This is a genomic window from Pseudoalteromonas sp. ND6B, assembly GCF_000764215.1.
Lineage (GTDB): Bacteria > Pseudomonadota > Gammaproteobacteria > Enterobacterales > Alteromonadaceae > Pseudoalteromonas > Pseudoalteromonas tetraodonis.
The window spans coordinates 134,352-159,410 of sequence record NZ_JQFL01000078.1 but is presented as its reverse complement, the minus strand read 5'-3'; the positions used below and the strand labels follow the sequence as shown (position 1 = coordinate 159,410).

The window sequence follows — 25,059 nt, the reverse complement described above, 5'->3', positions numbered from 1 at the left end:
GTGTCACTGAACTTTATAAAATTTTTTAATATAAGTATGTTATATAATCAGTTACCACACTATCCCAACTAAATCGTGCATCAGCAGCTCGCCTTTTTATTGCTTGCCATTGCTTAGGGTTTGTTTGATATAGGCTAAGTGCCCCAGTTAAACTCTGCAATAGTGCATCAGCTTGTGTACTTAGTGTATCGCCGTTAAAACAAAATCCACTGACATTATGCTCTACGGTATCTTTTAAACCTCCGACACTGTGCACTAAGCAAGGTTGGCCGGCTCGCATTGCCAGCATTTGGCTAATCCCACAGGGCTCAAAAGAACTCGGCATTAAAAATAAATCACCTAATTGATACATTAAATCGCCAACACCTTGCCCATAGCCTTTTAAAAACAAAAAATTGTTATTACGTGCCATGGCGCAGGTAAAAAGGTGTTCAAGTTTACTATCGCCTGAGCCCAGCACAAGTAAACGCCCCTTAAATTGATTAATGATCTGACACACTGAATCAATAGTGAGGTCTTTGCTTTGTTGCTGGCAAAGTAACAATACTTTTTGCTCAGTGAGCCGCCCTACACTTGTTACAAGTGGCCCTTGCTTATCACACGCCATAAATTGTAAAACACGCTGATGGGCAATATAGTGGCTGCTGTGTAATTGCGCGCTTTTTGCCATCCAACTAAACAAAGTCGATTCTATTTGCTCTAATAGCTGACTATAGGTTGCTTCATGTTCGTCTTGAATTGCGTAATCACAGCCGTTGAGTATACCAATTAATTTGCCTTGCTCAGCCGCTTGTTGTAAATCTCGTTCAAGTCCTTCGCCACCAAAGAATCCGTGGGCGTCATTACTTGCTATTTGCACTTCTTGGCTATAACTCGGTGAAACCACATGTACTTTGTCGGCTAAATTAATGGCACTGCGCATAGGGTTAAAGCAATGCGGATAACGAGGGTCACATAATCGTTGCCCGTCGTAACTTAACGAGGGAAACCATGCTTCTAAGCTGGAATCATCCCCTTTAAAAGGACGAATACCCTGCAAAGCTAAATTGTGCACCGTATATACCAAGCGCAGCTTAGCAAGCTTGCCATAACGAGGATTAAATTTAAGTAACACGGCCACACAGGCACTGTGCCAATCATGCAAATGTAAAGTGTTGGGTTGTGTTAATACGCCCTGTATCAGGGCTTCACAAATAGCGGCATTAAACAGTGCAAACTTGGTCGCATCGGTAGCAAATGGTCTATTATCGTTGTCGTTACAATACACACTTAATGATTGGCTAAAAAGAGGATGACTCATGACTATTTGTCTCACCCCTTTTTGCGCCTGTGGAATTTCAAACAATGATAAAACGTGGGTCTCTGACTTAAACGCCACACTCACTTCACCAATAAAACGGCGCTGACCCAATTCAAAGCCATAATCAGGAATAACCACATCTACCGTTAGCCCCCGCGCCGCTAAGGCTTTAGGTACATCACGAATAACATCGGCAACACCACCGACTTTGGCATTTGGTAACGCATCATTCTCTGCAGCAACCATTAATACATGCATTCAAATACTCTTATAGTTAGCTGCAAGGCTTTCGCCTTGCTATTTTAATTATTATTTATTAACGATGTAACTTATTGTCTAACTTTGTCAGCATATCGCGGGTGACCAGTACAATCCCTTTTTTTGATACCCTAAATCCATTCGCTTCATCGGTTTTACGGTCAAAGCCAATTTCTAATCCAGACGGGATCTCACAGCTTCTATCTATAATTGCTCGCTTAATTTTACACCCTCGATTAACAATAGCACCGGGTAAAATGACCGACTCCTCAATGGTACAATATGAACGAATATGTACATTAGAAAATAATAATGACTTTCTCACTAAAGAGCCAGAAACAATACACCCACCCGACACCGTTGAGTCAACCGCCATCCCTCGACGATCATCATCATCAAAAATAAATTTGGCAGGAGGAAGCTGCTCTTGGTAAGTCCAAATTGGCCAAGTAGGATCGTACAAATCCAGTTGAGGCTCCGGCATAACCAGTTCCATATTTGCTTCCCAAAACGAATCTAAAGTCCCCACATCGCGCCAATAGGGCTGTCCTACTTGTGCGGGATCTCTAAACGGGTAGGCAAACACATTATGTTCTTCAATAATGGCCGGAATTATATCATGGCCAAAGTCACGCCCTGAGCCCTCTGTTTGCGCATCTTTTTGTAGCTGCTCAAATAAAAACTCAGTATTAAATACATAATTTCCCATTGATGCTAAACAGGTGCCTGGTTTACCAGGCACTGAGCTGGGCTCGGCAGGTTTTTCGTCAAACCGACATACACGACTTTCTTCATCAACCGTCATCACACCAAAGGTACCCGCAGCTTCTTCAACCGGTACTTCTAAACAGCATACCGTCATGTCAGCGCCATTTTCTACATGCTTTGCCAACAGCCCGCCATAATCCATACGATACACATGGTCGCCAGATAAAATCATCACATATTTAGGTAACTCATGGCGAATAATATCCATATTTTGAAATACCGCATCGGCAGTACCGCAATACCATTCATCACCATGGCGCTGTGACGCAGGTAATATTTCAACTGACTCACCTAATTCCTTTTTAAAATGCCCCCACGCTCGATTTACATGGCGAATCAGTGAGTGTGATTTATATTGCGTTGCAATTCCGACACGTCTTACACCTGAGTTAATGCAATTTGATAGTGGAAAATCAATAATACGATGTTTACCACCAAAATAAACGGCGGGTTTAGCACGCCAGTCGGTTAGCTCATGCAAGCGAGAACCGCGACCTCCGGCAAGAATTAAAGCGTAGGTTTCTCTTGTTAAATTACTTATATAACGATTTGCATAACTGGGCATATTACTCTCTCCGTTTAGTGTCAGCTGTTAGTGTCAGTGTTTGTTTTTACTGTTTGGTGTGTGGTATCTAGTGGAGTTAAATGCCATATATCATCACAATATTGACTAATTGTTCTGTCACTAGAAAATGAGCCACTGGCGGCAGTATTTAAAATACTCATTTGAGTCCAGTATGTTTGATCTGCATAGGCTTTATCAACATCACGTTGCGCAGCTATATAGCTGGCAAAGTCATGGGCGGTTAACCAAGGATCGTTGTTACTTTTAATGCCATTAATCACATCGTCAAATAAGCCAGGTTCAAATAGATTGAAATGGCCACTTTCGAGTAAGTGCATCACACTATTCAAATCAGGGTTATTCGCAATTATTTCACTGGGGTTATAATGCGCTTTTATATCGTCAATGTGCTCAGCTTGTGCGCCAAATAAGAAAAAGTTCTCAGCCCCAACAGCGTCACGTATTTCGATATTAGCGCCATCTAGGGTGCCTATTGTTAGCGCGCCATTCATCATAAACTTCATGTTGCCGGTACCTGAGGCCTCTTTGCCCGCGGTTGATACTTGCTCCGATAAGTCCGTTGCAGGGCAAATGGTTTCCATGGCGGTTACATTATAATTAGGTAAAAACGCGACTCTTAGAAAAGCAGATACCTGTGGGTCTTTATTGATCACCTCAGCAACATTATTAACAAGTTTAATGATTTTTTTAGCCATCATGTAACCCGGTGCTGCTTTACCACCTAATAAAACGCAACGAGGCACCATGCCTTGTGTGTCGCCACGGCGTATGCGGTCATATAAATGAATAACGTGTAAAATGTTAAGTAACTGGCGCTTATATTCGTGAATACGTTTTACCTGCACATCAAATAGCATGTTGATATCAAACTCTACGCCACATCTTTGTTTTACTAAATCAACTAAGCGTTGTTTGTTTTGCTGTTTTGCTTGCTGCCACTTTATATGAAACTGCGGGTCATCGTAGTAACGACGTAATTGGCTAATTTGTGCAAAATCACCTATCCAGTCTTTGCCTATTTTTTCGCTAATGATCTGGCTTAAACTCGGATTGCAGTATGCAAGCCAGCGCCGTGGAGTAACACCATTGGTTTTGTTGTTAAATTTATCAGGCCATAACGCGTAAAAATCTTTAAACAAACCCGCGGTTAATAACTGCGTGTGTAGCGCTGCCACACCATTAACAGAATAGCTGCCGACAATGGCTAAAAAGGCCATACGTATTTGCGGCTCGTCCCCTTCTTCAATTAATGATAAATCCCGTTGTTTTTGCACATCACCTGGCCAATGCATGGCCACCTCGGCTAAAAAGCGGGCATTAATTTCATAAATAATCTCTAAAATACGCGGTAATAATTTAGCAAATAACGATACCGACCACTTCTCTAATGCCTCTGGTAGTAAGGTATGATTTGTGTACGCCATGGTTTTGGTGGTGATATTCCATGCCTGATCCCAATCCAGTTCATGGTCATCAACTAAAATTCGCATCAGCTCGGCAACCGCAATACTTGGGTGGGTATCGTTAAGCTGAAACACATGATGCTGAGCAAATTCAGTAAAATCATTACCGTATTGTTCAATCCATTGTGTAAGTACATCTTGAATACTTGCCGATGATAAAAAGTATTGTTGACGTAATCTCAGCTCTTTACCATTTTCACTGCTGTCGTTAGGGTACAACACCATGGTTATTTGCTCAGCGAGATTTTTTTGTGCTACTGCTTCAGAATAACTTCCGGCATTAAATTCTGTTAAATTAAATTCGTCCGTTGCTTCAGACTTCCAAAGTCTAAGGGTATTAACAATATTATTTTTATAGCCCGGAATAGGTACATCATAAGGCACTGCTAATACATCTTGAGAACTGATCCATTGGCGATGCTCACGGCCAAATTTATCGGTGTAGCTTTGTACATAACCAGAAAACTTAACTCGTTTAGCTTGCTCCGGTGCGCTCAATTCCCAAGGATGACCTTCTCGTAACCAGTTATCTGGTTGCTCAATCTGATTGCCTTCTTTTATTGACTGATTAAACATACCGTATTCATAGCGAATACCGTAACCGACCACTGGTAGCGCTAAACTGGCACAGCTATCTAAAAAGCAAGCCGCTAGTCGCCCTAAGCCGCCATTGCCTAAACCGGCATCATGCTCAGCTTGTTCCACACTTTCAAGCTCAGTACAGTAAGCTTGCAGTGCCTTTGTAACTTGTGATTCTAAATCTAAATTTAATACTGCATTACCCAGCGCTCTGCCCATTAAAAACTCTAACGATAAATAGGCTGTTTTACGGCGTTTTTGTTGTTTTATTTGTTGATTGGTTTCTCGACAACGAGCCACTAATCTATCTCTGATCGTCAGTGCTAATGCATGATACAAATACAGCTGTGACTCGCCCACCACATCACGCCCTAAAGTGTAATAAAAATGCCGTGTTAAATCATCACTTAAGGTACTTTCGTCAATCACTGGGCCTGCTTGCCAGCCTTTTACTACACACACTTGCTCGTCTTGCTTACTCATAATCATCGCCTTCTAAATTGGCACTAAAAACCCAACTACTTTGTGCTGAAATATTCACGGTTGCATCTTCTTGAAGAACGGTTGATGCGTTATTTACACTTGATAACACTAACGTCCATGGCGCGATAATGGGCGATTGTGGTAATTGGCAGACCACATGCTGTTTACTGGCATTAAGAATAATTAATAACGCATGCTTATTTTGCTTATCAAGTAAGCTATACATTAAAAATTGTCGTGTATCTTCATGCCAATGAGTTTCATCCATTTTTTTACCTTGCTCGGTAAACCACTTAACGGTGAAGCGCTCATCAATATCATCCAAAAACACACTGTGTTTAAACGCACTGTGACCACGCCTGATTTTTAGCGCATCATCAATAAACTGAATCAATGAATGATTCAGTTGTGAGTCTTTCCATGCAAGCCAGCTGGTGCGATTATTTTGACAATAGGCGTTATTATTACCGCCTTGCGAGTGCGCCATCTCACTGCCAGCGGCTATCATTGGCACGCCTTTGGAGAGTAATAAGGTGAGTAGAAAGTTTTTTTGCTGTTGTAAGCGCAAACTCATTACTTCTGGGTCGCTGGTAAATCCCTCAACCCCGCAGTTAAACGAGTAATTAGCGCTATGGCCATCTTGGTTGTTTTCACCATTGGCCTGGTTATGTTTTTGCTCATAACTGACTAGGTCGGCTAACGTAAACCCATCATGGCTGGTAATAAAGTTTATGCTGTTTAGCGGGCCTCGGTTACTGTGTTCAAAAATATCAAACGAGCCATGTAAACGCTTTGCCACATCACTAATAATGCCTTTTTCACTTTGCCAAAAGCGTTTAATCACATCACGATATTGATCGTTCCATTCTCGCCAAGGTGAAGGAAATGCACCAAGCTGATAACCACCAGGGCCTATATCCCACGGCTCACTGATCAGTTTCACTTTATTTAACACCGGATCTTGGGCAATTGCTTGTAAAAACGTGTGAGACGCACTAAACCCCGTATTTGAACGCGCTAAAATGGTGGCTAAATCAAATCGAAAGCCATCAACGCCCATAACTTCAACCCAGTAACGTAAGCTGTCGAGTACCAATTGTAAGGTTTTAGGGTGATCGGTATTTAACGTATTGCCACAGCCTGTATCATTAATATAAACATGGGGTTGCCCGTCAATGGTGCGGTAATATGTCAGGTTGTCGAGCCCTCGCAGAGATAAAATAGGGCCATCATTTCCTCCCTCTGCAGTGTGGTTGTATACCACATCTAAAATAACTTCAATATTGGCACCGTGTAACTCGCTCACCATTTGTTTAAATTCGTTTATATCGTCATTAACCAAATAGTCTTTATGAGGAGTAAAAAAATTAAGACTATTATAGCCCCAGTAATTTTGCAGTCCTTTAGCGGTTAAAAACTGTTCGCTTATAAAAGCATGCACAGGCAAAAGCTCAATAGCCGTTACCCCTAAACTTTTTAAATGCTCAATAAAACTGGGATGACTCAAACCTAAAAATGTCCCTTGTAGCGCTTTAGGGATATCAGGATGGCGACAGGTAGCACCTTTAACATGGCACTCATAAATAACGGTATTGGCCCAACTATGCTGTGGCTTATTATTTGAATAAGCAACCGGCGCAGTCACTTTTGATTTAGGCATATCTATCGCATTATTAACCACGCTTTTAGTGCCAATGGGCATTTGCCCGTAATGACGTTCGCTCCAAGTAAATTCGTTAAACAAGTCTTTTGCATACGGATCAATCAGTAATTTATGCTCATTAAACAACATGCCTTTTTCTGGGCAGTATTCGCCATCAACCCTAAAGCCATACAATGCGCCTGTGCTTAATGGGGCTATGTGAATGCTCCATACGCCGCCTTCATTAATATTCATGGCTATTTTTAATATTTCTGTATGACCACTTTTATCAAATAAGCACACAAAAGCTTGGCTTGCATTAGGGGCATACAAGGCAAAGTTAACGCCTTGGTTTTGTACACTCGAACCCAGTGGCAAAGGCGCACCCTGAGTAACCTCAAAGCAATTACTCATCATTCACCTTTTCTAAGTAAAGTGTGGTTAAGCCACCAATATTAACTGTAATACTGTGATCAAACCCATGACTTGGCTGAACGACTGAATGGATAAGCTGGTTTTTATCCTCTGTGACACGATAACCTGAGCCAAAAAAGCAAACTTCATCGGTATTTAATACCACTTTATATGTGCCCTTCGCTGGCACACCTAAGGTGTAGTGTTGATAAGCCGTTGGTGTAAAGTTAGCGACAATAACCATAAAGTGGTCAGCATTTTTAGCATAACGAATAAAACTAAACATACTCTGCTGGCTGTTATTATTATCTATCCATGAAAAGCCCGTTGCACAGCTATCAAGCTCATATAAAGATGGATGCGCTTGATACACTTGATTAAGGCGTTTAACCGTATGCTGAATACCTTGATGACTTTGATGCTCAAGCAAGTGCCAGTCCAATGAATGGTCATGATCCCACTCTTTACGCTGTGCTATTTCGGCTCCCATAAACAGTAATTTTTTGCCTGGATGTGCCCACATAAACGCATAATAAGCACGTAAGTTTGCAAACTGCTGCCAATCGTCACCGGGCATTTTGTTTAGTAGTGATCCCTTACCATGCACCACTTCATCATGACTGAGCGGTAAAATATAATTTTCACTAAATGCATACACCATAGAAAATGTCATTTTATGATGGTGATATTTTCTAAATAACGGATCTTGCTGCATATAATCTAAGCTGTCATTCATCCAGCCCATATTCCATTTATAACCAAAACCTAAGCCATTGTGTTCAACACTTTGCGTGACCCCAGGCCAAGCCGTTGACTCCTCGGCAACCATCATAATGCCGGGGTTATTTTTATAACTGCGTAAGTTCACTTGTTTTAGGCACTCTATTGCCCCTAAGTTTTCTCGACCGCCATAACAATTAGCTACCCACTGTCCTTCTTTACGACTGTAATCAAGGTAAAGCATTGACGCCACCGCATCTACACGCAGTCCATCTATGCCAAATTGGCTAAGCCAATACATCGCATTAGAAATTAAAAAGCTTTTTACTTCAGGGCGGTCATAATTATAAATATAGGTGTTCCAATCAGGATGAAACCCTTGGCGCATATCAGCGTGCTCGTATAAATGGGTACCATCAAAGCAATGTAAGCCATGTGGGTCGCTTGGAAAGTGCCCAGGGACCCAATCAAGTAATATGCCTATGTTAGCTTTGTGGCATTGTTCAACTAAGTATTTAAAGCTGTTGTAATCACCAAAGCGGCTCGTAGGTGCAAACAGCCCTACTGGCTGATAACCCCAAGAGCCATCAAACGGGTATTCACTGATCGGCAAAAGTTGTAAATGCGTGAACCCCATTTCAATCACGTAGCCTACAAGCTTATCTGCAAGCTCGGTGTAGCTTAAGTAACGGTTATGCTCAGCGCGTTGCCAAGAGCCTAAGTGCACTTCATAAATACTAATAGCGGCATCAATATGATTACGCTTTTGGCGATTTATAATCGCTTGTTCACTTAGCAAAATAGGCGCTGGTTTGTACTGTAATATACTGGCAGTACCCGGTGCTTGCTGCATTTTAAATGCAAAAGGATCGGCTTTATCTAAAACTTCGCCACTGAGCGTAGTAATAGCAAATTTGTAGCACATGTCTGCACTTAAGTCGGGGATAAATAATTCCCATACCCCACTTGCCGGATGAAATCGCATAAAATGGCGATTCGCTTGCCAAAAATTAAACTCACCAATAACCGATACACTGGCGGCATTAGGCGCCCACACACAAAAACGAACACCTTCTACCCCTTGTTGTGTAGTAAATTGCGCACCTAGGTGAGTATAAGCATGCTCAAGGCTACCTTCGTTAAACAAGTACATAGCCTGTTCATCCAATGTACTGCTGAAACTGTATTCATCATAAAATGTAACATCGCTATTTTCATAACTAACCTGGCATTGGTAAACACTGCTAGGCATGCTTGATAACTCAGCGATAAATAAATCACTGTGTTTATAGCGTAACGCGCTAATAACTTGACCATCAATTAACAGTTCGACGCGTAATGCCGCTGGCAAATACACGCGTATTTCAGTGCCACTTTGGGTGTTGTGCGCGCCTAAAAAACTAAACGGGTCTTTAAATCGCCCTGCAGTTAATGCGTTTACCTGTGCGTCATAATCAACTAATTGCGTTGATACCCTATTTTTAGTACTGCCCATTTACGCATTCCTTATTGAATGTATTGCAGCCAAAAGAGCAGCATTATCTTTAAAAATATCGTCGCATGTATGTGTGAGTACCCGTCGCCAATTAGGATACTCTTTATCGGTGCCAGGAATATTGACTGGGTAGTGTTGCTTGTCTAAATCATCAAGCTGTAATGCAAATAAACGAGACGGCGATTTAGCTAAACATACAGCCAAAGCGCTATAAACGTCAAAAGCATCCGTGTTAAGTGAAAAGGAAGTGTTTTGTGGATTTAAAAAGCGTAATAACCGGTGTTGCTCTTGCTCTCGCTGCTGAACTAACTGCTGATACTCATCAGTATCAATCAGCCCATACTGCTGTTTAATTTTTAAATCGCTATGCTGCCACCAGCCCACAAATGGCGGTACATCATGATTGGCTATCATCAGCAGGCATTGATCGCTAAGGTCTTCGCTATTTACAAATTCATCATTTTGTTGTTTTTCAAAATAAAATAAGCTGTTTGAGAAAATGCCACTATCAACCAGTGCCTCTTTTACCTCCGGTGGAACAACCCCTAAATCTTCGCCTATTACGATGGCCTGATTAAGATGAGATTCAATTTTTAAAATTGCTAATAAATGCTCAAATGGGTAGTACACATAACAGCCATCTTGGGTATTATTGTTTATGAAACACCACCACAAACGCCTAATCGCCATTACATGGTCGATTCGTAACCCGCCTATTGCATCCATATTTGCGCGTATAAGTGAGCGATAAAACTGATAGTTATTGTCAGCAAGGCGCTGCGGGTTTATTGCTGGCAGCCCCCAATTTTGGCCGTTAGGTGCCCAAGGATCTGGTGGTGCACCAAGGGTTGCATCTTGACTAAATAATCCCTGCTGATATTTAAATTCAGTGCCCTCATTAGCACAGCCCACCGCTAAATCATTAATTAAACCAATCGCCATCCCTTGGTCAATACAATGCTGTTGGCATTGCGTAAGTTGGCTGTGTGCTTGCCATTGGAGGTAATATTCAAATGTGGGTTCTGTGGTTTCTAACAGAGCCAGTACATCACTGTACTGTTTACAAAACGCAGTAAATTCGTTTTGCCGTGCTTGACTGCCCTGTTGTTGAAAATGCTTAAAAAGCAGCTTAAAAGCAGCATATTTAAACTCAGTAACCGTTTTATAATCAATAAAGGCTACACCTTGGTCGCTGTATTTACTTGAGGTATTAGCAGATAACAACTTAGTTAAATCCGGATTGTTAAAGCTGTCTGGCGATAAATTAATTGCGATATATAGCGGATTGAGTAAGGCACGATTGTTTGGGTTGTAGGGGCTGGCGCACTCAGGGTTATCTGCAAACAATAAGTGCAATGGGTTAAGTAAAATATAGTCCATATTTTGCTTTGCACATAAGGTTGCCAACTCAAGTAAATCACTAAAATCGCCAATCCCGAGTCCGGCTTTATTTTTTAATGTATATAACTGAATTGATAAGCCAAAGCGTTTTTTATCCGCTATTTGGTAGGCTTGTTCAGGGGTAGACCAAATTTGTGTTTTAGCTGATTGCTCACCCATCGTTAATAACGCATCATAATAGCCGGTTGGTAAATGCGTCAGTGGTAGCGCTATTTCTATATAACGACACCCATTTACAAAGTACTCACCTAATGCTGCATACTGAGCAATGTGTTCAAATTGCAGCTTTATATTTAATGCTGCCACAGTTAATGTAATTTTATGATGCGTATCAGCTTCATTAACACGCACCTTTAGCACATTACTAGCCTGATCTATTATGCTAACAGCAGGTGCGAGTGTTAACCATGTAGCCGCATCCAATTGATAATTTAACTGGGTTATTTGCGCCGTATCACGTGTGTCAACGCCACAGCAGTGCAAAGCAGATTTACGGGTGTCTTCGCTAAATATAACGTGTTCACCCGTATACTTAGTGTATTCGTAACCAATACCATGCAAATAAAACAATTGCGATAGTGCGTCCATTCAGCGACCTTAATTAATGCGTTGTGTATTTACTATACTATTTTCTGTACCAAAATTATTAGCAATATACCCATCGGCCTGATGATCGTTATCCCACTGTTTACCATTTATTAAATAGCGAAAATGAAACTCTTTATCAACGGGAAGACGTTGCTTGCATTTAAATACGCCAAGCTTTTTGTTGTGCTTCATTGGCACCGGCTGCCAATCATTAAATTCTCCAAGTAAACAGACATCATCTGCATCTGGGTGAGAAAATTCAAAGGTTACTTCTGCTTCATTTTTTGTTTTAAAAAAGCGTTTATTCAACATAATAGGCTCCAACTAAACCATAAGGGTTATTCATCTTTGCCACAGGCCAAACAGCTTAAAAAGGCGATGTGGAATCCATTCATTCACATAAAAACAGCTTTAAAGTTAATCAAAACTTTATTTACGCATTATTACAGTGCGTTATTTATTTTACCGCACTGGTTTGGTGCAATTTTAACCATTAAAACTGATTTTTAAGTAAGCACTGCAACTGAGCAACTTTTAAACCAACTACACCATAACAGCTAATTAATTTGCTTTTGTCCTTATACACATACTTATTAATTTTTATTACTACATTAAAACTATAAAAACCTTTAGCTTAACAACATCATCAGCGATAATAACTATCTACTCAGCCAACCCGATGAACACTTAAATACAATGTTGAAAAAAAGCATCCTTATTACTTCTGTTATCGTCTTTAACATCATTACGGCTGTTGTAGGCAGTTCAATTTATACACTATATAGTAAAAAGGTGGTCTCTGTAGACCCAAAACTAAAAGAAATTTCAGGCATTGAGTTTGATAAACATAAACGGCTTTGGGCTATTAACGACAGTGGCGACGAGCCTAAGCTTTATAGGCTCAATGACGATGGTTCAATTGCAAAAGAAGTACTCGTCACGAATGCAAAAAATATAGATTGGGAAGATATGACGCAAAATAAGTTTGGTCATTTCTTTTTAGGCGACTTTGGTAATAATAAAAATGAACGTAAATGGCTAACAATTTATAAAATAGAAAACCCTATAGATATAAAAACCAATACAACAGAAGCTGAAATTATAAAGTTTACCTACCCAGAATTAGATGGCAGCCCAATACAACCTGATCAACGTAATTATGACTTAGAAGCGTTTGTGGCTTTTGGTCGACATTTATACTTGTTTACTAAAAATCGCACAGAGCCATTTGATGGAATTACTAACGTTTACAAAGTAGGCGACCATGCAGCGAATTTTGATGCCCAGCTGATAGATTCATTTAAAACGTGCACCACCATGGAAAAGCTTTGCTGGATCACATCCGCAGCACTTAGCCCAGATAGAAAAAAGCTCGCATTATTAGATTCAACCAGTATTTGGCTGTTTGAAAACTTTAAAGACGATAAGTTTTTCTCTGGCGATGTATTTAAAATTGACTTAGGTATTGTAACCCAAAAAGAGGCAATCACCTTTTATGATGACAATACCATCGCCTTTACCGATGAGGAGTTTAAAGGCATTGGCGGCAATGTTTATTTTATAAAGCTCGACCAAGTAACCAAAGTGAAAGTGCAGCGAAGCCATCCTCAGCCGCAGTAGTTTAAAATAAATCTATTTCTGAGGAATTAACTTGTACACTGATTAAGTTCTCGGCAAGTAAATCTTCATAGATACAAAATTTATTTCGGCCATTATTTTTTGCATAATAAAGCGCTTTATCTGCGCTTTCTAGCACTGCAATTGGAAAATCATAAGGACTAATACGCACTAAACCAGCACTGATCGTCATATTTTCAACAAAAGGAAACGATGTATCTCTAATGAGCTGTATAAATTCAGCCATTTTATTACTGATTGAGTCAGCATCTGTGGGCTCAAAAACAATCACGAATTCTTCCCCACCAAAACGAAAAATTAAATCTGTTGAGCGAAAAAAGTGACGCATTTTTTGCGCTAATACGAGTAACACTTCATCTCCACAGATATGACCGTATTGATCATTTATATTTTTAAAATGATCAATATCTAAAATAGCCAGCCAAGATGTTGACGCCTGTTTTTGTTGCCTTTTATCCTTATCTCGGGATGAACCATGCATTTTTAATACTTGTTTTTCAATTAGCTGTTTTATTTTTTTCTCAAAGGTCTGTCTATTTAACAGACCCGTTAATTTGTCTCTTTCGTTTTCATGGAGTATCACTAAATAGTTTTCAAATATGCGGCAAAAAGCATTTAGCATCACTTGAGCCGAACTATCTAAACTTTTTGAAACCACAGAAATGGCAGCAACTGTTTTTTCTTGGCGGGTAATGGGGAGCCAACGGCGTTCAATTCCATCGGCAGACTGAACAGTAATAATACAGGCAGAACGTAAACACGATAGAAGTTAATCCTCAGGCTGTGCAACAATTTGTCGTTGTACCCACTCGAATTGCTTTTCACCCGTGGCTTTTAAGCAAAGACTTTGCTCAATAGTCAGTTGACCTTGAACTTCTATATCTTTATAAACTGAGACTTCTTTACAGCCTATAAATTCTTGGATGGTCGATATCAAACTATATTCAAGAGAATCTACATCTCTATTTTTTGTTATTTTGATGACTGAATTCAGTAAATTTTCTTGCATTGTACTCCCTAAAGCAAACTGGGCGTTTGAGCATTAATAAAATTTAGCATAGACCACGCAGTGGAATATGCTAAATAAAAATTAAAGCATCAATGCTCATCCAGTTTAGGAGCCGCATTTTTAATAAATTAAGAACTGTAAGCGCTATTTTAGCTATTGGTCATGCAATTAATAAACTTCTCAGAGAGCTGTGTTATTGCCACTTTATCAGTGTACATAGGCTCGTTATTTTTTATTATAAATTCAGCACATTGTGCTTGAGATTGTTTGAATTTTTGCTTACATGAGTTTACCGACTCACCAATTACTTCTTGGTAGATGCTTTCATCACACAAGCTATCGGCAAATTGACTCGCCCCGGTAATAATTTCATTAATGCTGACAGGAGAGGATTCTAATTTGAAGAATATATCGCTGTAAGTTTCAACCGTTATGCTCTGTGCAGGGTCAAATAAAGTCGCTTTTGCACTTAAATATGAGCCACCTATTAATAATACCACAGCAGCCATTGTTGTGTATTTCATAACATTTCCTTGTAAAGTCTTAGCCCAGTGGTGCCAAAAACGTCCTATTTCACTCACACCTTATTAGCCAATGCTAATAAGATTAATAACTGTATTGATGAGATTTATTAAGTAATGGAAGATTGCAACAAATGCAGGGCAATAAACCTATTGATTTGGTTAAAAACATTCCTTGTTCCTAATATCAAGTAGACTACAATCAAGTTAGCTTAAATGCAAATAATTAATGCTCACTGAATGTACTAAATAAATCGAATTAACGCTTAAATTTAGTCTCTAAAATAACCGATGAACGAGTGCGCTCTACCCCATCTAAATTACCTATATCGTCCAGTAAATGGCTCAACTGCTCAAGGTTTTGAGCCTCAACAACGGCAATTAAATCAAACTCTCCACTAATTGCGTACAGCTGAGAAATCGCATCAATTTGCTTTAATTCAATATTAGTTTTTGTTGTTAGCTTCTGTTTTACTTTTATTGAAACATGCGCAGAGACCAAGCTGTTTAAAAAATCATCCCCAAAGTCAACGCTATATCCCTTAATGACCCCACTTTGCTCTAATTTCAGCATGCGGCTTTGCACCGTTGAACGAGATAAATTTAAATGCCTTGCTAAGTCAGAAATACTAGCACGGGCGTTCATTTTTAATACTGACAGTAGTTTTTCGTCTTGGGGAGTTATCATAATGCTAATTAAATTCGTTAATTTGACTATTATTCTAATCATTTTTCACAAAATAGCACTGCAAATTTCATTCATAACCTTTGATAATGACTTTTTTAACAAGTAAAACACATTGTATTGCTGAATCATCCTGACCTTATCGTTATTTTTTCAGCAACGTATTTTTTATGTGAATAATTTAGGTGTAAAAATGCAAGTAACCAGAGATTTATTTAACGACGTAATGGTCCCTAATTACAACCCTTCAGCTGTTGTTCCTGTTCGCGGTGAAGGCTCACGTGTGTGGGATCAGAACAATAACGAATTTATCGATTTTGCCGGTGGTATTGCAGTTAATTGTTTAGGGCATTGCCATCCTGCATTAGTCGGTGCACTTAAAGAGCAAGGCGAGAAAATTTGGCACTTATCAAATGTAATGACCAATGAGCCAGCTCTTCGTCTAGCTAAAAAAATGGTTGATGCCACGTTTGCTGAAAAAGTTTACTTTGCAAACTCAGGGGCTGAAGCAAACGAAGCAGCATTAAAATTAGCACGTCGCTTTGCACTGGATAAATTTGGTGCTGAAAAAACTAAAATTATTGCTTTCAATAAAGGTTTTCATGGTCGTACATTTTTCACTGTAACAGTGGGTGGCCAAGCTGCTTATTCTGACGGTTTTGGTCCAAAACCTGCTGATATTGTGCATTGTGACTACAATGATATTGCCGCTTTTGAAGCCTTAATTGGTGATGATACCTGTGCGGTAATGATGGAGCCATTACAAGGTGAAGGCGGCATTGTGCCACCAACTAATGAATTTGCACAAAAAGTACGTGAACTGTGCACTAAACACAACGCACTACTTATTTTTGATGAAGTGCAAACCGGCGTTGGCCGTACAGGTCACTTATACGCATACGAAGGGTTAGATGTTGTTCCTGATATCTTAACGACGGCTAAAGCCTTAGGTGGCGGTTTTCCAATTGGCGCTATGATCACCACCACTGAAATTGCAGCACACCTAAAAGTAGGCACGCATGGTTCTACATATGGTGGTAACCCGTTAGCTTGTGCTGTTGCAGAAGCGGCATTTGATACTGTTAATACGCCTGCTGTATTAGATGGCGTAAAAGAGCGTGAACAAATGTTCCGTGATGGTTTAAATGCAATTAATGAAAAATACCATGTATTTAGCGAAGTCCGTGGTAAAGGCTTACTAATCGGTGCGGTATTAAATGAGAAATTTGAAGGCCGTGCTCGTGACTTTTTAGTAGCAAGTGCAAATAACGGCTTAATGAACTTAGTAGCCGGTATGAACGTTATTCGTTTTACACCTTCATTAGTGATCCCATTTGAGGACATTAAAGAAGGCTTAGCTCGCTTTGAAAAAGCAGTAAGCGATGTAGTAAACGGTTAATAACTAAGTAAAACATAACTAAGTCCTGAGGCAAACACACGTTTACCTCAGGATTTTATATGTTGTTGGAGCAAGTAGTTAATGCAAGTATTACGTCCTATTACTGTCAATGATTTTGCAGCACTTAAAGAGATTGCTATTGAGTCTGGCCATGGCTTTACCTCTTTACCTGTCGATGATGGGCAACTACAAGAAAAAATTGATCGTGCGCAAAACAGTTTTACTAAAAACGTAGATAAGCCCATCGACGAAAGCTATCTATTTGTTTTAGAAGACAGTGAAACCGGCAAGGTAATTGGTACTACCGCCATAGAAGCGGCCGTCGGGTTATCTGTACCTTTGTATCATTATCATCTAGGTAAAACCGTTCACCATTCACCCACTTTAAACGTTTACAATACCGTAGATATTTTGAGTATGTGTAATGACTACACTGGCTGCTCAGAAATATGTACTTTATTTTTACGTGAAGACAGTAGAAAAGGCTTAACGGGACGTTTTTTATCACGTTCACGTTTTTTATTTATGGCGCAACACAGTGAGCGCTTTGCCGACACAGTAATTGCTGAGATGCGTGGTGTTAGCGATGAAGACGGTCACTCGCCATTTTGGCAATGGTTGCAGGAACACTTTTTTAGCATTGAATTCCCACAAGCCGACCATTTAGTGGGGTTAGGCGATAAAGTGTTTATTAGCGAACTCATGCCTAAATACCCTATCTATGTGAATTTACTGAGCAAAAAAGCACAAGCGGTGATTGGCCATGTGCATGATAAAACCAAACCAGCACTTAAACTGCTTGAAAAAGAAGGTTTTGAACACCGCGGATACGTTGATTTATTTGACGCAGGCCCCACAGTAGAAGCAAAGCTCGGTAATATTCGCAGTATTCGTGATTCACAGGTGTGCCCTATTACTATTGGCGAGCTTGAACATATCAATGAGCAAAGCTCAGACACCCTTGCTATTTGTAATCAAGGGGTTAGTGATTTCAGAGCCACATTCACCAAACATGCTCATTACAATCAGGCAAAGCACACCTTAATCATCAGCCAAGAAGTAGCTGATGCACTTCATTTAAAACAAGGAGATGCAGCGCGATTTTTCCGCCTGTAACATTATTTATGAACACACAACTAATTAATAATCAATGGCTTGCAGGAAAAGGCCCTGCGTTTGATTCTATTAACCCAAGTAATGGTGAAATTGTATGGCAAGGTAATGGCGCCAACGCAGAGCAAGTTGACAGTGCCATTAAAGCGGCAAGAGCCGCGCAAGTTCAATGGGCAGATATGCCAATTGAGCAACGTATTACTATTTTAGAAAACTTCGTAGCCCAACTAAAAGAACACAGCGAAGAGTTTGCCACTATTATTGCTCGTGAAACAGGTAAACCGCTATGGGAAACACGCACAGAAGTGGGCGCGATGACAGGCAAAGTGGCTATTGCTATTCGTGCTTACAATGAACGTACTGGTACAACCGAAAACCCAATGCCTGGTGCAAAAGCCTTTATTCGCCACAAACCTCACGGTGTGGTCGCTATTTTTGGTCCGTATAATTTCCCTGGGCATTTACCAAACGGCCATATTGTACCAGCCATACTAGCCGGTAATACCGTGGTATTTAAACCATCAGAATTAACTCCTCATGTAGCGCAGTTTACGCTAGAACTATGGTTAAAAGCAGGGTTACCTGCAGGGGTTATAAACCTTGTTCAAGGTGAACTAGAAACAGGTAAAGCACTTGCTTCACATCAAGATATCGATGGCTTATTTTTTACTGGTAGCTCAAACACAGGGCATTTATTACATAAACAATTTGCAGGCCATCCAGGTAAAATCTTAGCGCTTGAAATGGGCGGTAATAACCCGCTAGTGGTTAAAGATGTTGCTGATGTGAGCGCAGCCGTTCACGATATTATTCAATCGGGCTTTATTACTTCGGGCCAACGCTGTACTTGTGCACGCCGTTTATTTATTGAAAAGTCGCCCAATGGCGATGCTATTTTAGAAAAGCTGATCAGCGCCACCAAAAATATCTTAGTAGACGATAGCTTTGCGGACGAGCAACCTTTTATGGGTGCTATGATCAGTGAAAAAGCCGCATTAGGCATGGTGGCAGCGCAAGCTGAGCTAGTTAAACAAGGTGCTGAGATTCTTGTTGAGCTTAAACAGTTAAAATCAGGCACTGGGTTTGTAAGCCCAGGCATTATTGATGTCACTAACATTAGCGAAATTGCCGATGAAGAACACTTTGGCCCGCTTATAAAAGTATATCGTTACACTGATTTCAATAGCGCTATAACAGAAGCAAACAACACCAGCTTTGGTTTATCTGCTGGTTTACTTGCTGATAGCGAAGATGATTACATTCACTTTTTAAAACGTATTCGTGCCGGCATTGTTAACTGGAACCGCCCTATTACAGGCGCATCAAGCGCAGCGCCATTTGGTGGTATAGGTGCCAGTGGCAACCACAGAGCCAGTGCATACTACGCTGCAGATTATTGCGCATACCCAGTGGCCTCTGTAGAGTCAGAAAAAGTTAACTTACCGCAAACCCTCGCGCCGGGCTTAATAATTGAATAACAATTTAAATAGATTTAAGGATTTACCATGCATACTGATGTAAACACATTATTTGATAACCTGTGGCAAAACTACCTAAGCGTAACGCCATCGGCTGACAAAATTCATGACCTATTAGGCTCAACGCAAAAAGACGACATAATCAACGATCATATTGCGCTGCGTACTTTTAATATTGAAAAAGTAGGCCTTGAAAAACTAGCTGCACACTTTTTAGCCATTGGCTACAAAGAATTTGGTGAGTACCATTTTGAAGCAAAAAAACTCTACGCTAAGCACTACGAGCACAGCGATCCAACGCAACCTAAAGTGTTTATTTCTGAGTTATTAGTTGAAAAATGCTCGCCTGAGCTTCAAGCAATTGTTACTGATATGGTTGCACAAATTGACGAAAGTGCGGTGACTGCCGATAACTTTTTATATTCAGGTACACATTGGCAAGTAAGCACTGATACTTACAAAAAGCTATTAGCAGAGAGCGAATATGCGGCGTGGATGTCTGCGTGGGGTTATCGTGCCAATCACTTCACCGTGAACATTAATACCTTAGCTAAGTTTGATAACATCCATGATGTAAACCAAGCTCTTAAAGATGCAGGTTTTTCACTTAATACCTCAGGAGGCGAAGTAAAAGGCTCACCAGAGGTGCTATTAGAGCAATCATCAACATTAGCTGATGAGTACGCCGTAACCTTTAGCGATGGCGATATGCGCATACCTAGCTGTTTTTACGAGTTTGCTATTCGTTATCCAAAACCTGACGGTGAAATTTACACCGGTTTTGTCGCTGCCTCTGCAGACAAAATATTTGAAAGCACCAACGCACGATAACCAAAATGTGTTGAATTTAAAAAGCCCACTTTTGGGCTTTTTTTATGCCTAATGAATGGTTTAAAACAATTTTATGTATCGATAAAACAATAAAAAATGAGAATAATCAATTGCCCCCTTATGGGCATGCAGGCTTATGTGTGTAAACTTAAACGCAGTTGCTTATTCCCACTGCGTTTTTTTGCTAAAAAAGGAGCCGCTTTCCTTTTTAAAATTATAAAAACAACGGCTTATAGTCATTTTCTAATTGTTCAAAAGACAAATCGCCAATAAATCGACCAAAGCTGAGCCACGTAGCAAGGCCTCTTAAATCTTTAAAATGAGGCGGCACAAATTGCGGATTTTCAATGACACCTAAGTCATGCAATTGCGATATTAATCTAAAGTCATCAATTGATATTTTACCCACCAGCAATAATGGCAACTGATCAATTCGACCAAGCTGTATCGCCACCCTAATTAAGTTGTAAACTAAAACAAAGCCTTTTATGTAAGCAATATCTTTGGTAAACGGTAAGCCGGTTGCGGTACTGCCTCTAAAAACGCGCTGTGCAAGGGTATAGCTGTCGTCTTTTGATAAACCTTGAGCAACGTAATCTCGGTAAATATCGATAAACTCAGCACCATCAATCACTTTCGTCACCGCTTGAATACGGTTTACTAATTTGGATAAGCGACGTGGTGTTGATTTAAGAGTAATAATTTCCGTCAGTACTGCAAGCCCCTCTTGGGTCACCGTAGAGCTTGGTGTGCCTTTACTCAAGCAAGTTAAATAAGGTTGCGCTAAGCCATTTTGAGTGGTGCCTACATGGATCCAGCCCTCGTGCACTTCTAAAATATCTAATTCGCGCTGAGAAAACTTAACATCTTGATTGAGCTTAATATTATTGGCACCTGCTGCCGCATCGCTGACTATACCATCACTTAGCATCACTTCTACGTTTATTCCCGGCATGCTGGCATTGACCTGTTCAGACAAAATTCGCACCGCGTCGCTGGCATCAATATTTTTGGGATCTTCAGGCAAAATATCCGCTGCAAGTAAATTTTTTAAAGGCTGTTCGAGCATATTTGCCAATTCTGATAGCGAGGGCTCACCAGCATGAAACAAATCTTTAGGATGACCAAATAGCTCTACTGATAAGTCGTGAAATTCGGCAGTACCGCGGTATTCAAGCATGCTCAGAACCGTTTTATATTCGGTACACATTTTACCCATATATTGTGCAATTGGGTTTAATTGCCCCAACTGATTAATAATATTACGATGCAGTGTTGAAAATGCTTGGCGCAACTCGCTAGGAACAAACCCTAAATCGCGCTGTTGATAATAAGCACGGTCAATTAAAGGGTTTTTTTGACATTTTTGTCTAAAAAATTCCTCTTTAATTTGTTTATCCCAATTAATTGCATCGAGTATTCTAATGGGTGTTTGCAATGCAATGAGTTGGTCGGATAATTCACGAGTTTTCAAAAGTAACGCTTTGTCTATCATGGTAAAAGCTCAACAAAAAGTGAACTTTGAGCATAATTTATAAATGAAAAATAACAAAGCAATATCATAATTTTTAGGCTATTGTTTTTATGATGATCGACCCTCACTTCTATAGCGTATAAGTGATTAAATAAAAGGGACAAACAATGAAAAATGAAATCGATAATAAACAAATTCTAGCGGTATACGAACGTATCCAACAACGCGGGGAAACCACAGAAGAAGGTAAGTTTTATCAAGGGATCACTGCATATTCTGACATAGATGGCTATACCGTCTATTTACAAGGCAGTGGTGTTTTACTTCGCTTTGGGTTTCATAATACTTATCACCTTGATTATGAACATGACAAACACAAAGACGACTTTTTGAAAAAACTTTACAACATAGCTAACGAAGAGTAATGCGTTCAACACACCGACGAAACAGACCAACCAGTTCGCGCAATTTGCAGTTTATTAACCAAGTTATCGCGCAATTAAAAGCAGAGCCTGAAAAACTGCAACTCATCAAAAACAACCTTGCTTATTACCGGGCGCAAACGCATTTAAAGCGCGGTTTTTTGCTCGCGATTGAACGTTTTGATTGGGTGTTTGAAGCTACTGATAACATCGACGAAATTTGTGAGCAGATTATGGCTGACGATTATATTGGCAACCGTTTAAGACGTTATCCTTTGCTCTTTAAAGGCGTTGTTGAAACCTAAACAGCGTCTTTATTTATCTCTTCACTAAGTTAACATTTCTGTAAATTAATCTCATATTTCACTTCCTAAATCTTTTTTCTTGGATCTTCCCACAAACTCGCCTTACCGCTTTTTAAAGTAACCTGCCCACAAAAAATACAATTAGTACTCTAATAGTTATCACACTAATAAATAAATCACTAAAAGTTTCAACAATTATGTAAACAAATAATTACACCGAAAAGGGCAATCAAAAAAACATGCGTAACAAATTGTTATTAAATGATATTTTATAAAAATCCAGCTTGTTAATATAACTTCATTTTAGACTTATTTTATTAATTATTTATCCACATTTCAGACACTCACCATTTGCACGAACCTTGAATTGTTAGAGCTATTACCTTAAGCTTATCTTTATTGAACGATCAATTAATAAAAATTATGCCTAAAGTTGGAATGGAACCTGTAAGGCGTCAGCAGCTAATTGACGCGACTATAGAGTCAGTTGCTCAAAAAGGATTACAGGCGACTACGATCAATAGTATTAGTAAAAATGCGGGGATGTCATCAGGCATAATTAGCCATTACTTTGGTGGGAAACAGGGGCTAATTGAAGCAACTGTGCGTTACTTACTCTCGAACTTGAAAGACGACTTAATTAGTAAGGTTAATGAAAATACCACAGCAACTCAAAGGTTAATGTTTATTGTTGAATCAAACTTTGCGCTAGTACAACAACGAAAAGACACCACTCGGACGTGGTTAAGTTTTTGGGCGCAATCAATGCACGATAAGGAACTTCATCGTTTACAAAATGTAAACAGCAAACGCTTGCAAAGCAATTTAACCGTTTCATTTAAGCAATTAATGCCTTTAGCGCAAGCAAATCTCGCGGCAGAGTTAACCGCAGCAATGATCGATGGTTTATGGCTACGAGCCGTATTAAGCCAATCAGACGAAAATCAGTTTAAACACAGTGAATCACTGGCTAAAAACTACGTGCATTCACTTATCAAGCAATATGGAGCCTAACGTGACTACACCTATCTATCAAAACTTTATCAACGGTCAATTCCTTGCAAACAAAAGCGGCGAAACATTTGATGTAGTAAATCCTGCAACCGGCCAAGTAATTTATGCCGTTGAAGTTGCCGATGAATACGTTCAAAACGCAGCAATTGAAAGTGCAAAACAAGGCTTTAAAGTTTGGTCAGCCATGACCCCTATTGAGCGCAGCCGTATTTTATTAAACGCCGTTGCTATTTTACGCAAGCGTAATGATGAGCTTGCACTAGTTGAAGTGCTCGATACCGGTAAACCAATGCAAGAAGCTAACTGCGTAGATGTTGAAACAGGTGCAGATGTAATTGAATATTTTGCAGGCCTTGCCCCTGCACAAGTTGGTCAACAACAAATGGTTGGCGATGACTTTTACTACACACGCAAAGAGCCTTTAGGTATTTGTGCTGGTATTGGTGCATGGAACTACCCATTACAAATTGCATGTTGGAAGTCTGGCCCTGCCCTTGCAGCAGGTAATGCATTTATTTTTAAACCTTCAGAAGAAACCCCGCTTGGCGCAATTAAATTAGCCGAGGTGTTTATTGAAGCAGGTGTACCCGCTGGCGTATTCAATGTAGTTCAAGGCGCGAGTGAAGTAGGCCAATGGCTTACTGCACACCAAGATATTGAAAAAGTATCGTTTACAGGTGAAGTAGGTACCGGTAAAAAAGTTGTCGCCAGTGCTGCAGGTACATTAAAAGATGTGACTATGGAACTAGGTGGTAAATCGCCATTATTAGTATTTGATGACGCCAACATTGAGCAAGCAGTAAGCGCGGCAATGTTAGGGAACTTTTATACCCAAGGTGAAATTTGTACTAATTGCACTCGTATCTATGTTCACAAAAATGTGTACCAGCAGTTTATTGATGAGCTTAAAACTCGCACCGAAAACAATATTATTGCCGGCGATCCACAAGATTTAAACACTAACTTTGGCGCGCTTATTTCTAAAAAGCATCAAGATTTAGTGATGAGTTACATCGACAAAGGCCTTAAAGAAGGTGCAACATTATTAACGGGTGGTTCAACGCTTTCACCAGCATCTGCGCCAAATGGTTATTTTGTAGCGCCAACCGTATTTGTTGATTGCAACGATGAGATGACGATTGTTAAAGAAGAAATTTTTGGCCCAGTAATGAGCGTTTTAGTATTTGATGACGAAGATGATGTAATTGCACGTGCTAACGGCACTCACTTAGGTTTAGCTGCTGGCGTATTCACTAGCGACATTAAACGTGCTCATCGCGTTATTCATCAGCTACAAGCGGGTATTTGTTGGATCAATGCTTACGGTAACTCGCCGGCAGAAATGCCTGTAGGTGGCTATAAGCAATCAGGTATCGGCCGCGAAAACGGCATACAAACGCTTGATCATTACACGCAAACTAAGTCTGTTTATGTTGGTATGGCTGACATAGAAAGCCCATTTTAAGGAATCAT

Annotated in this window: 19 protein-coding genes and 1 pseudogene; 9 read left to right on the top strand and 11 right to left on the bottom strand. The window is 40.0% G+C overall.

From position 1 onward, the window contains the following. Positions 1-25: 25 nt before the first annotated feature. Genes ND6B_RS02185 through ND6B_RS02215 form a run of 7 tightly spaced genes read right to left on the bottom strand, consistent with a single transcriptional unit; the run spans position 26 to position 12,009 of the window. Positions 26-1,558, bottom strand: a complete 1,533-nt coding sequence (locus ND6B_RS02185; protein WP_033104209.1) for a glycogen synthase — start codon at positions 1,556-1,558, stop codon at positions 26-28. A 58-nt stretch (positions 1,559-1,616) separates the two neighbouring features. After that, positions 1,617-2,891, bottom strand: coding sequence for a glucose-1-phosphate adenylyltransferase (gene glgC / locus ND6B_RS02190; protein ID WP_033104208.1), 1,275 nt, complete (start codon positions 2,889-2,891; stop codon positions 1,617-1,619). Positions 2,892-2,911: 20 nt separating this feature from the next. Next, on the bottom strand, positions 2,912-5,437 hold the full coding sequence (locus ND6B_RS02195) for a glycogen/starch/alpha-glucan phosphorylase (RefSeq protein ID WP_033104207.1): 2,526 nt from the start codon (positions 5,435-5,437) through the stop codon (positions 2,912-2,914). Further along, positions 5,430-7,493 carry a glycogen debranching protein GlgX gene (gene glgX / locus ND6B_RS02200; protein ID WP_051686681.1) on the bottom strand — a complete coding sequence of 688 codons (2,064 nt, stop codon included), beginning with the start codon at positions 7,491-7,493 and terminating at the stop codon, positions 5,430-5,432. The genes ND6B_RS02195 and glgX overlap by 8 nt, the downstream gene beginning before the upstream one ends. After that, positions 7,486-9,708 (bottom strand): 1,4-alpha-glucan branching protein GlgB, encoded by a 2,223-nt coding sequence (gene glgB / locus ND6B_RS02205; RefSeq protein WP_033104206.1) that lies wholly within the window; start codon positions 9,706-9,708, stop codon positions 7,486-7,488. Before glgB ends, glgX begins: the two co-directional genes overlap by 8 nt. Then, the gene (gene malQ / locus ND6B_RS02210) at positions 9,709-11,697 is read right to left on the bottom strand and encodes a 4-alpha-glucanotransferase (protein ID WP_033104205.1); all 1,989 of its coding nucleotides are present in this window, start codon (positions 11,695-11,697) and stop codon (positions 9,709-9,711) included. Positions 11,698-11,706: 9 nt separating this feature from the next. Continuing rightward, the gene (locus ND6B_RS02215; RefSeq protein WP_013463235.1) at positions 11,707-12,009 is read right to left on the bottom strand and encodes an isoamylase early set domain-containing protein; all 303 of its coding nucleotides are present in this window, start codon (positions 12,007-12,009) and stop codon (positions 11,707-11,709) included. Between the two features lie 384 nt (positions 12,010-12,393). On the opposite strand from ND6B_RS02215, the gene ND6B_RS02220 reads away from it, so the two are divergent. Continuing rightward, entirely contained in the window at positions 12,394-13,317 is a 924-nt protein-coding gene (locus ND6B_RS02220; protein ID WP_033104204.1) for a hypothetical protein, read from the top strand. Position 13,318: 1 nt separating this feature from the next. Here ND6B_RS02220 and ND6B_RS19725 read toward each other — a convergent pair. From ND6B_RS19725 to ND6B_RS02230, 3 genes and pseudogenes are all read right to left on the bottom strand, one after another. After that, a pseudogene (locus ND6B_RS19725) lies at positions 13,319-14,344 on the bottom strand (GGDEF domain-containing protein). 149 nt (positions 14,345-14,493) lie between these two features. Next, positions 14,494-14,868 carry a hypothetical protein gene (locus ND6B_RS02225; protein ID WP_033104203.1) on the bottom strand — a complete coding sequence of 125 codons (375 nt, stop codon included), beginning with the start codon at positions 14,866-14,868 and terminating at the stop codon, positions 14,494-14,496. Between the two features lie 256 nt (positions 14,869-15,124). Beyond that, positions 15,125-15,553: an Lrp/AsnC family transcriptional regulator gene (locus tag ND6B_RS02230; RefSeq protein ID WP_033104202.1), complete on the bottom strand. Its 429-nt coding sequence runs from the start codon at positions 15,551-15,553 to the stop codon at positions 15,125-15,127. Positions 15,554-15,743: 190 nt separating this feature from the next. On the opposite strand from ND6B_RS02230, the gene ND6B_RS02235 reads away from it, so the two are divergent. From ND6B_RS02235 to ND6B_RS02250, 4 genes are all read left to right on the top strand, one after another. After that, on the top strand, positions 15,744-16,949 hold the full coding sequence (locus ND6B_RS02235; protein WP_033104201.1) for an aspartate aminotransferase family protein: 1,206 nt from the start codon (positions 15,744-15,746) through the stop codon (positions 16,947-16,949). Positions 16,950-17,030: 81 nt separating this feature from the next. Continuing rightward, the gene (gene astA, locus ND6B_RS02240; protein WP_013463229.1) at positions 17,031-18,065 is read left to right on the top strand and encodes an arginine N-succinyltransferase; all 1,035 of its coding nucleotides are present in this window, start codon (positions 17,031-17,033) and stop codon (positions 18,063-18,065) included. Between the two features lie 8 nt (positions 18,066-18,073). Next, positions 18,074-19,540 carry a succinylglutamate-semialdehyde dehydrogenase gene (gene astD / locus ND6B_RS02245; RefSeq protein ID WP_033104200.1) on the top strand — a complete coding sequence of 489 codons (1,467 nt, stop codon included), beginning with the start codon at positions 18,074-18,076 and terminating at the stop codon, positions 19,538-19,540. A gap of 27 nt (positions 19,541-19,567) precedes the next feature. Next, complete coding sequence (locus tag ND6B_RS02250) at positions 19,568-20,371, top strand: DUF1338 domain-containing protein (protein ID WP_033104199.1); 804 nt, start codon at positions 19,568-19,570, stop codon at positions 20,369-20,371. 214 nt (positions 20,372-20,585) lie between these two features. Here the strand turns inward: ND6B_RS02250 and ND6B_RS02255 are convergent, their stop codons facing one another. After that, entirely contained in the window at positions 20,586-21,866 is a 1,281-nt protein-coding gene (locus ND6B_RS02255; RefSeq protein WP_033104198.1) for a flavohemoglobin expression-modulating QEGLA motif protein, read from the bottom strand. Positions 21,867-22,012: 146 nt separating this feature from the next. On the opposite strand from ND6B_RS02255, the gene ND6B_RS02260 reads away from it, so the two are divergent. The 4 genes from ND6B_RS02260 (at position 22,013) to betB (ending at position 25,051) form a co-directional block, all read left to right on the top strand. Further along, positions 22,013-22,270, top strand: coding sequence for a DUF3081 domain-containing protein (locus ND6B_RS02260; RefSeq protein WP_033104197.1), 258 nt, complete (start codon positions 22,013-22,015; stop codon positions 22,268-22,270). Then, positions 22,270-22,572 (top strand): hypothetical protein, encoded by a 303-nt coding sequence (locus tag ND6B_RS02265; protein ID WP_051686682.1) that lies wholly within the window; start codon positions 22,270-22,272, stop codon positions 22,570-22,572. Before ND6B_RS02260 ends, ND6B_RS02265 begins: the two co-directional genes overlap by 1 nt. Before the next feature lie 438 nt (positions 22,573-23,010). After that, on the top strand, positions 23,011-23,586 hold the full coding sequence (gene betI, locus ND6B_RS02270) for a transcriptional regulator BetI (protein WP_081844589.1): 576 nt from the start codon (positions 23,011-23,013) through the stop codon (positions 23,584-23,586). A gap of 1 nt (position 23,587) precedes the next feature. Beyond that, entirely contained in the window at positions 23,588-25,051 is a 1,464-nt protein-coding gene (betB, locus tag ND6B_RS02275) for a betaine-aldehyde dehydrogenase (protein WP_033104238.1), read from the top strand. The last annotated feature ends 8 nt before the right edge of the window (positions 25,052-25,059 follow it).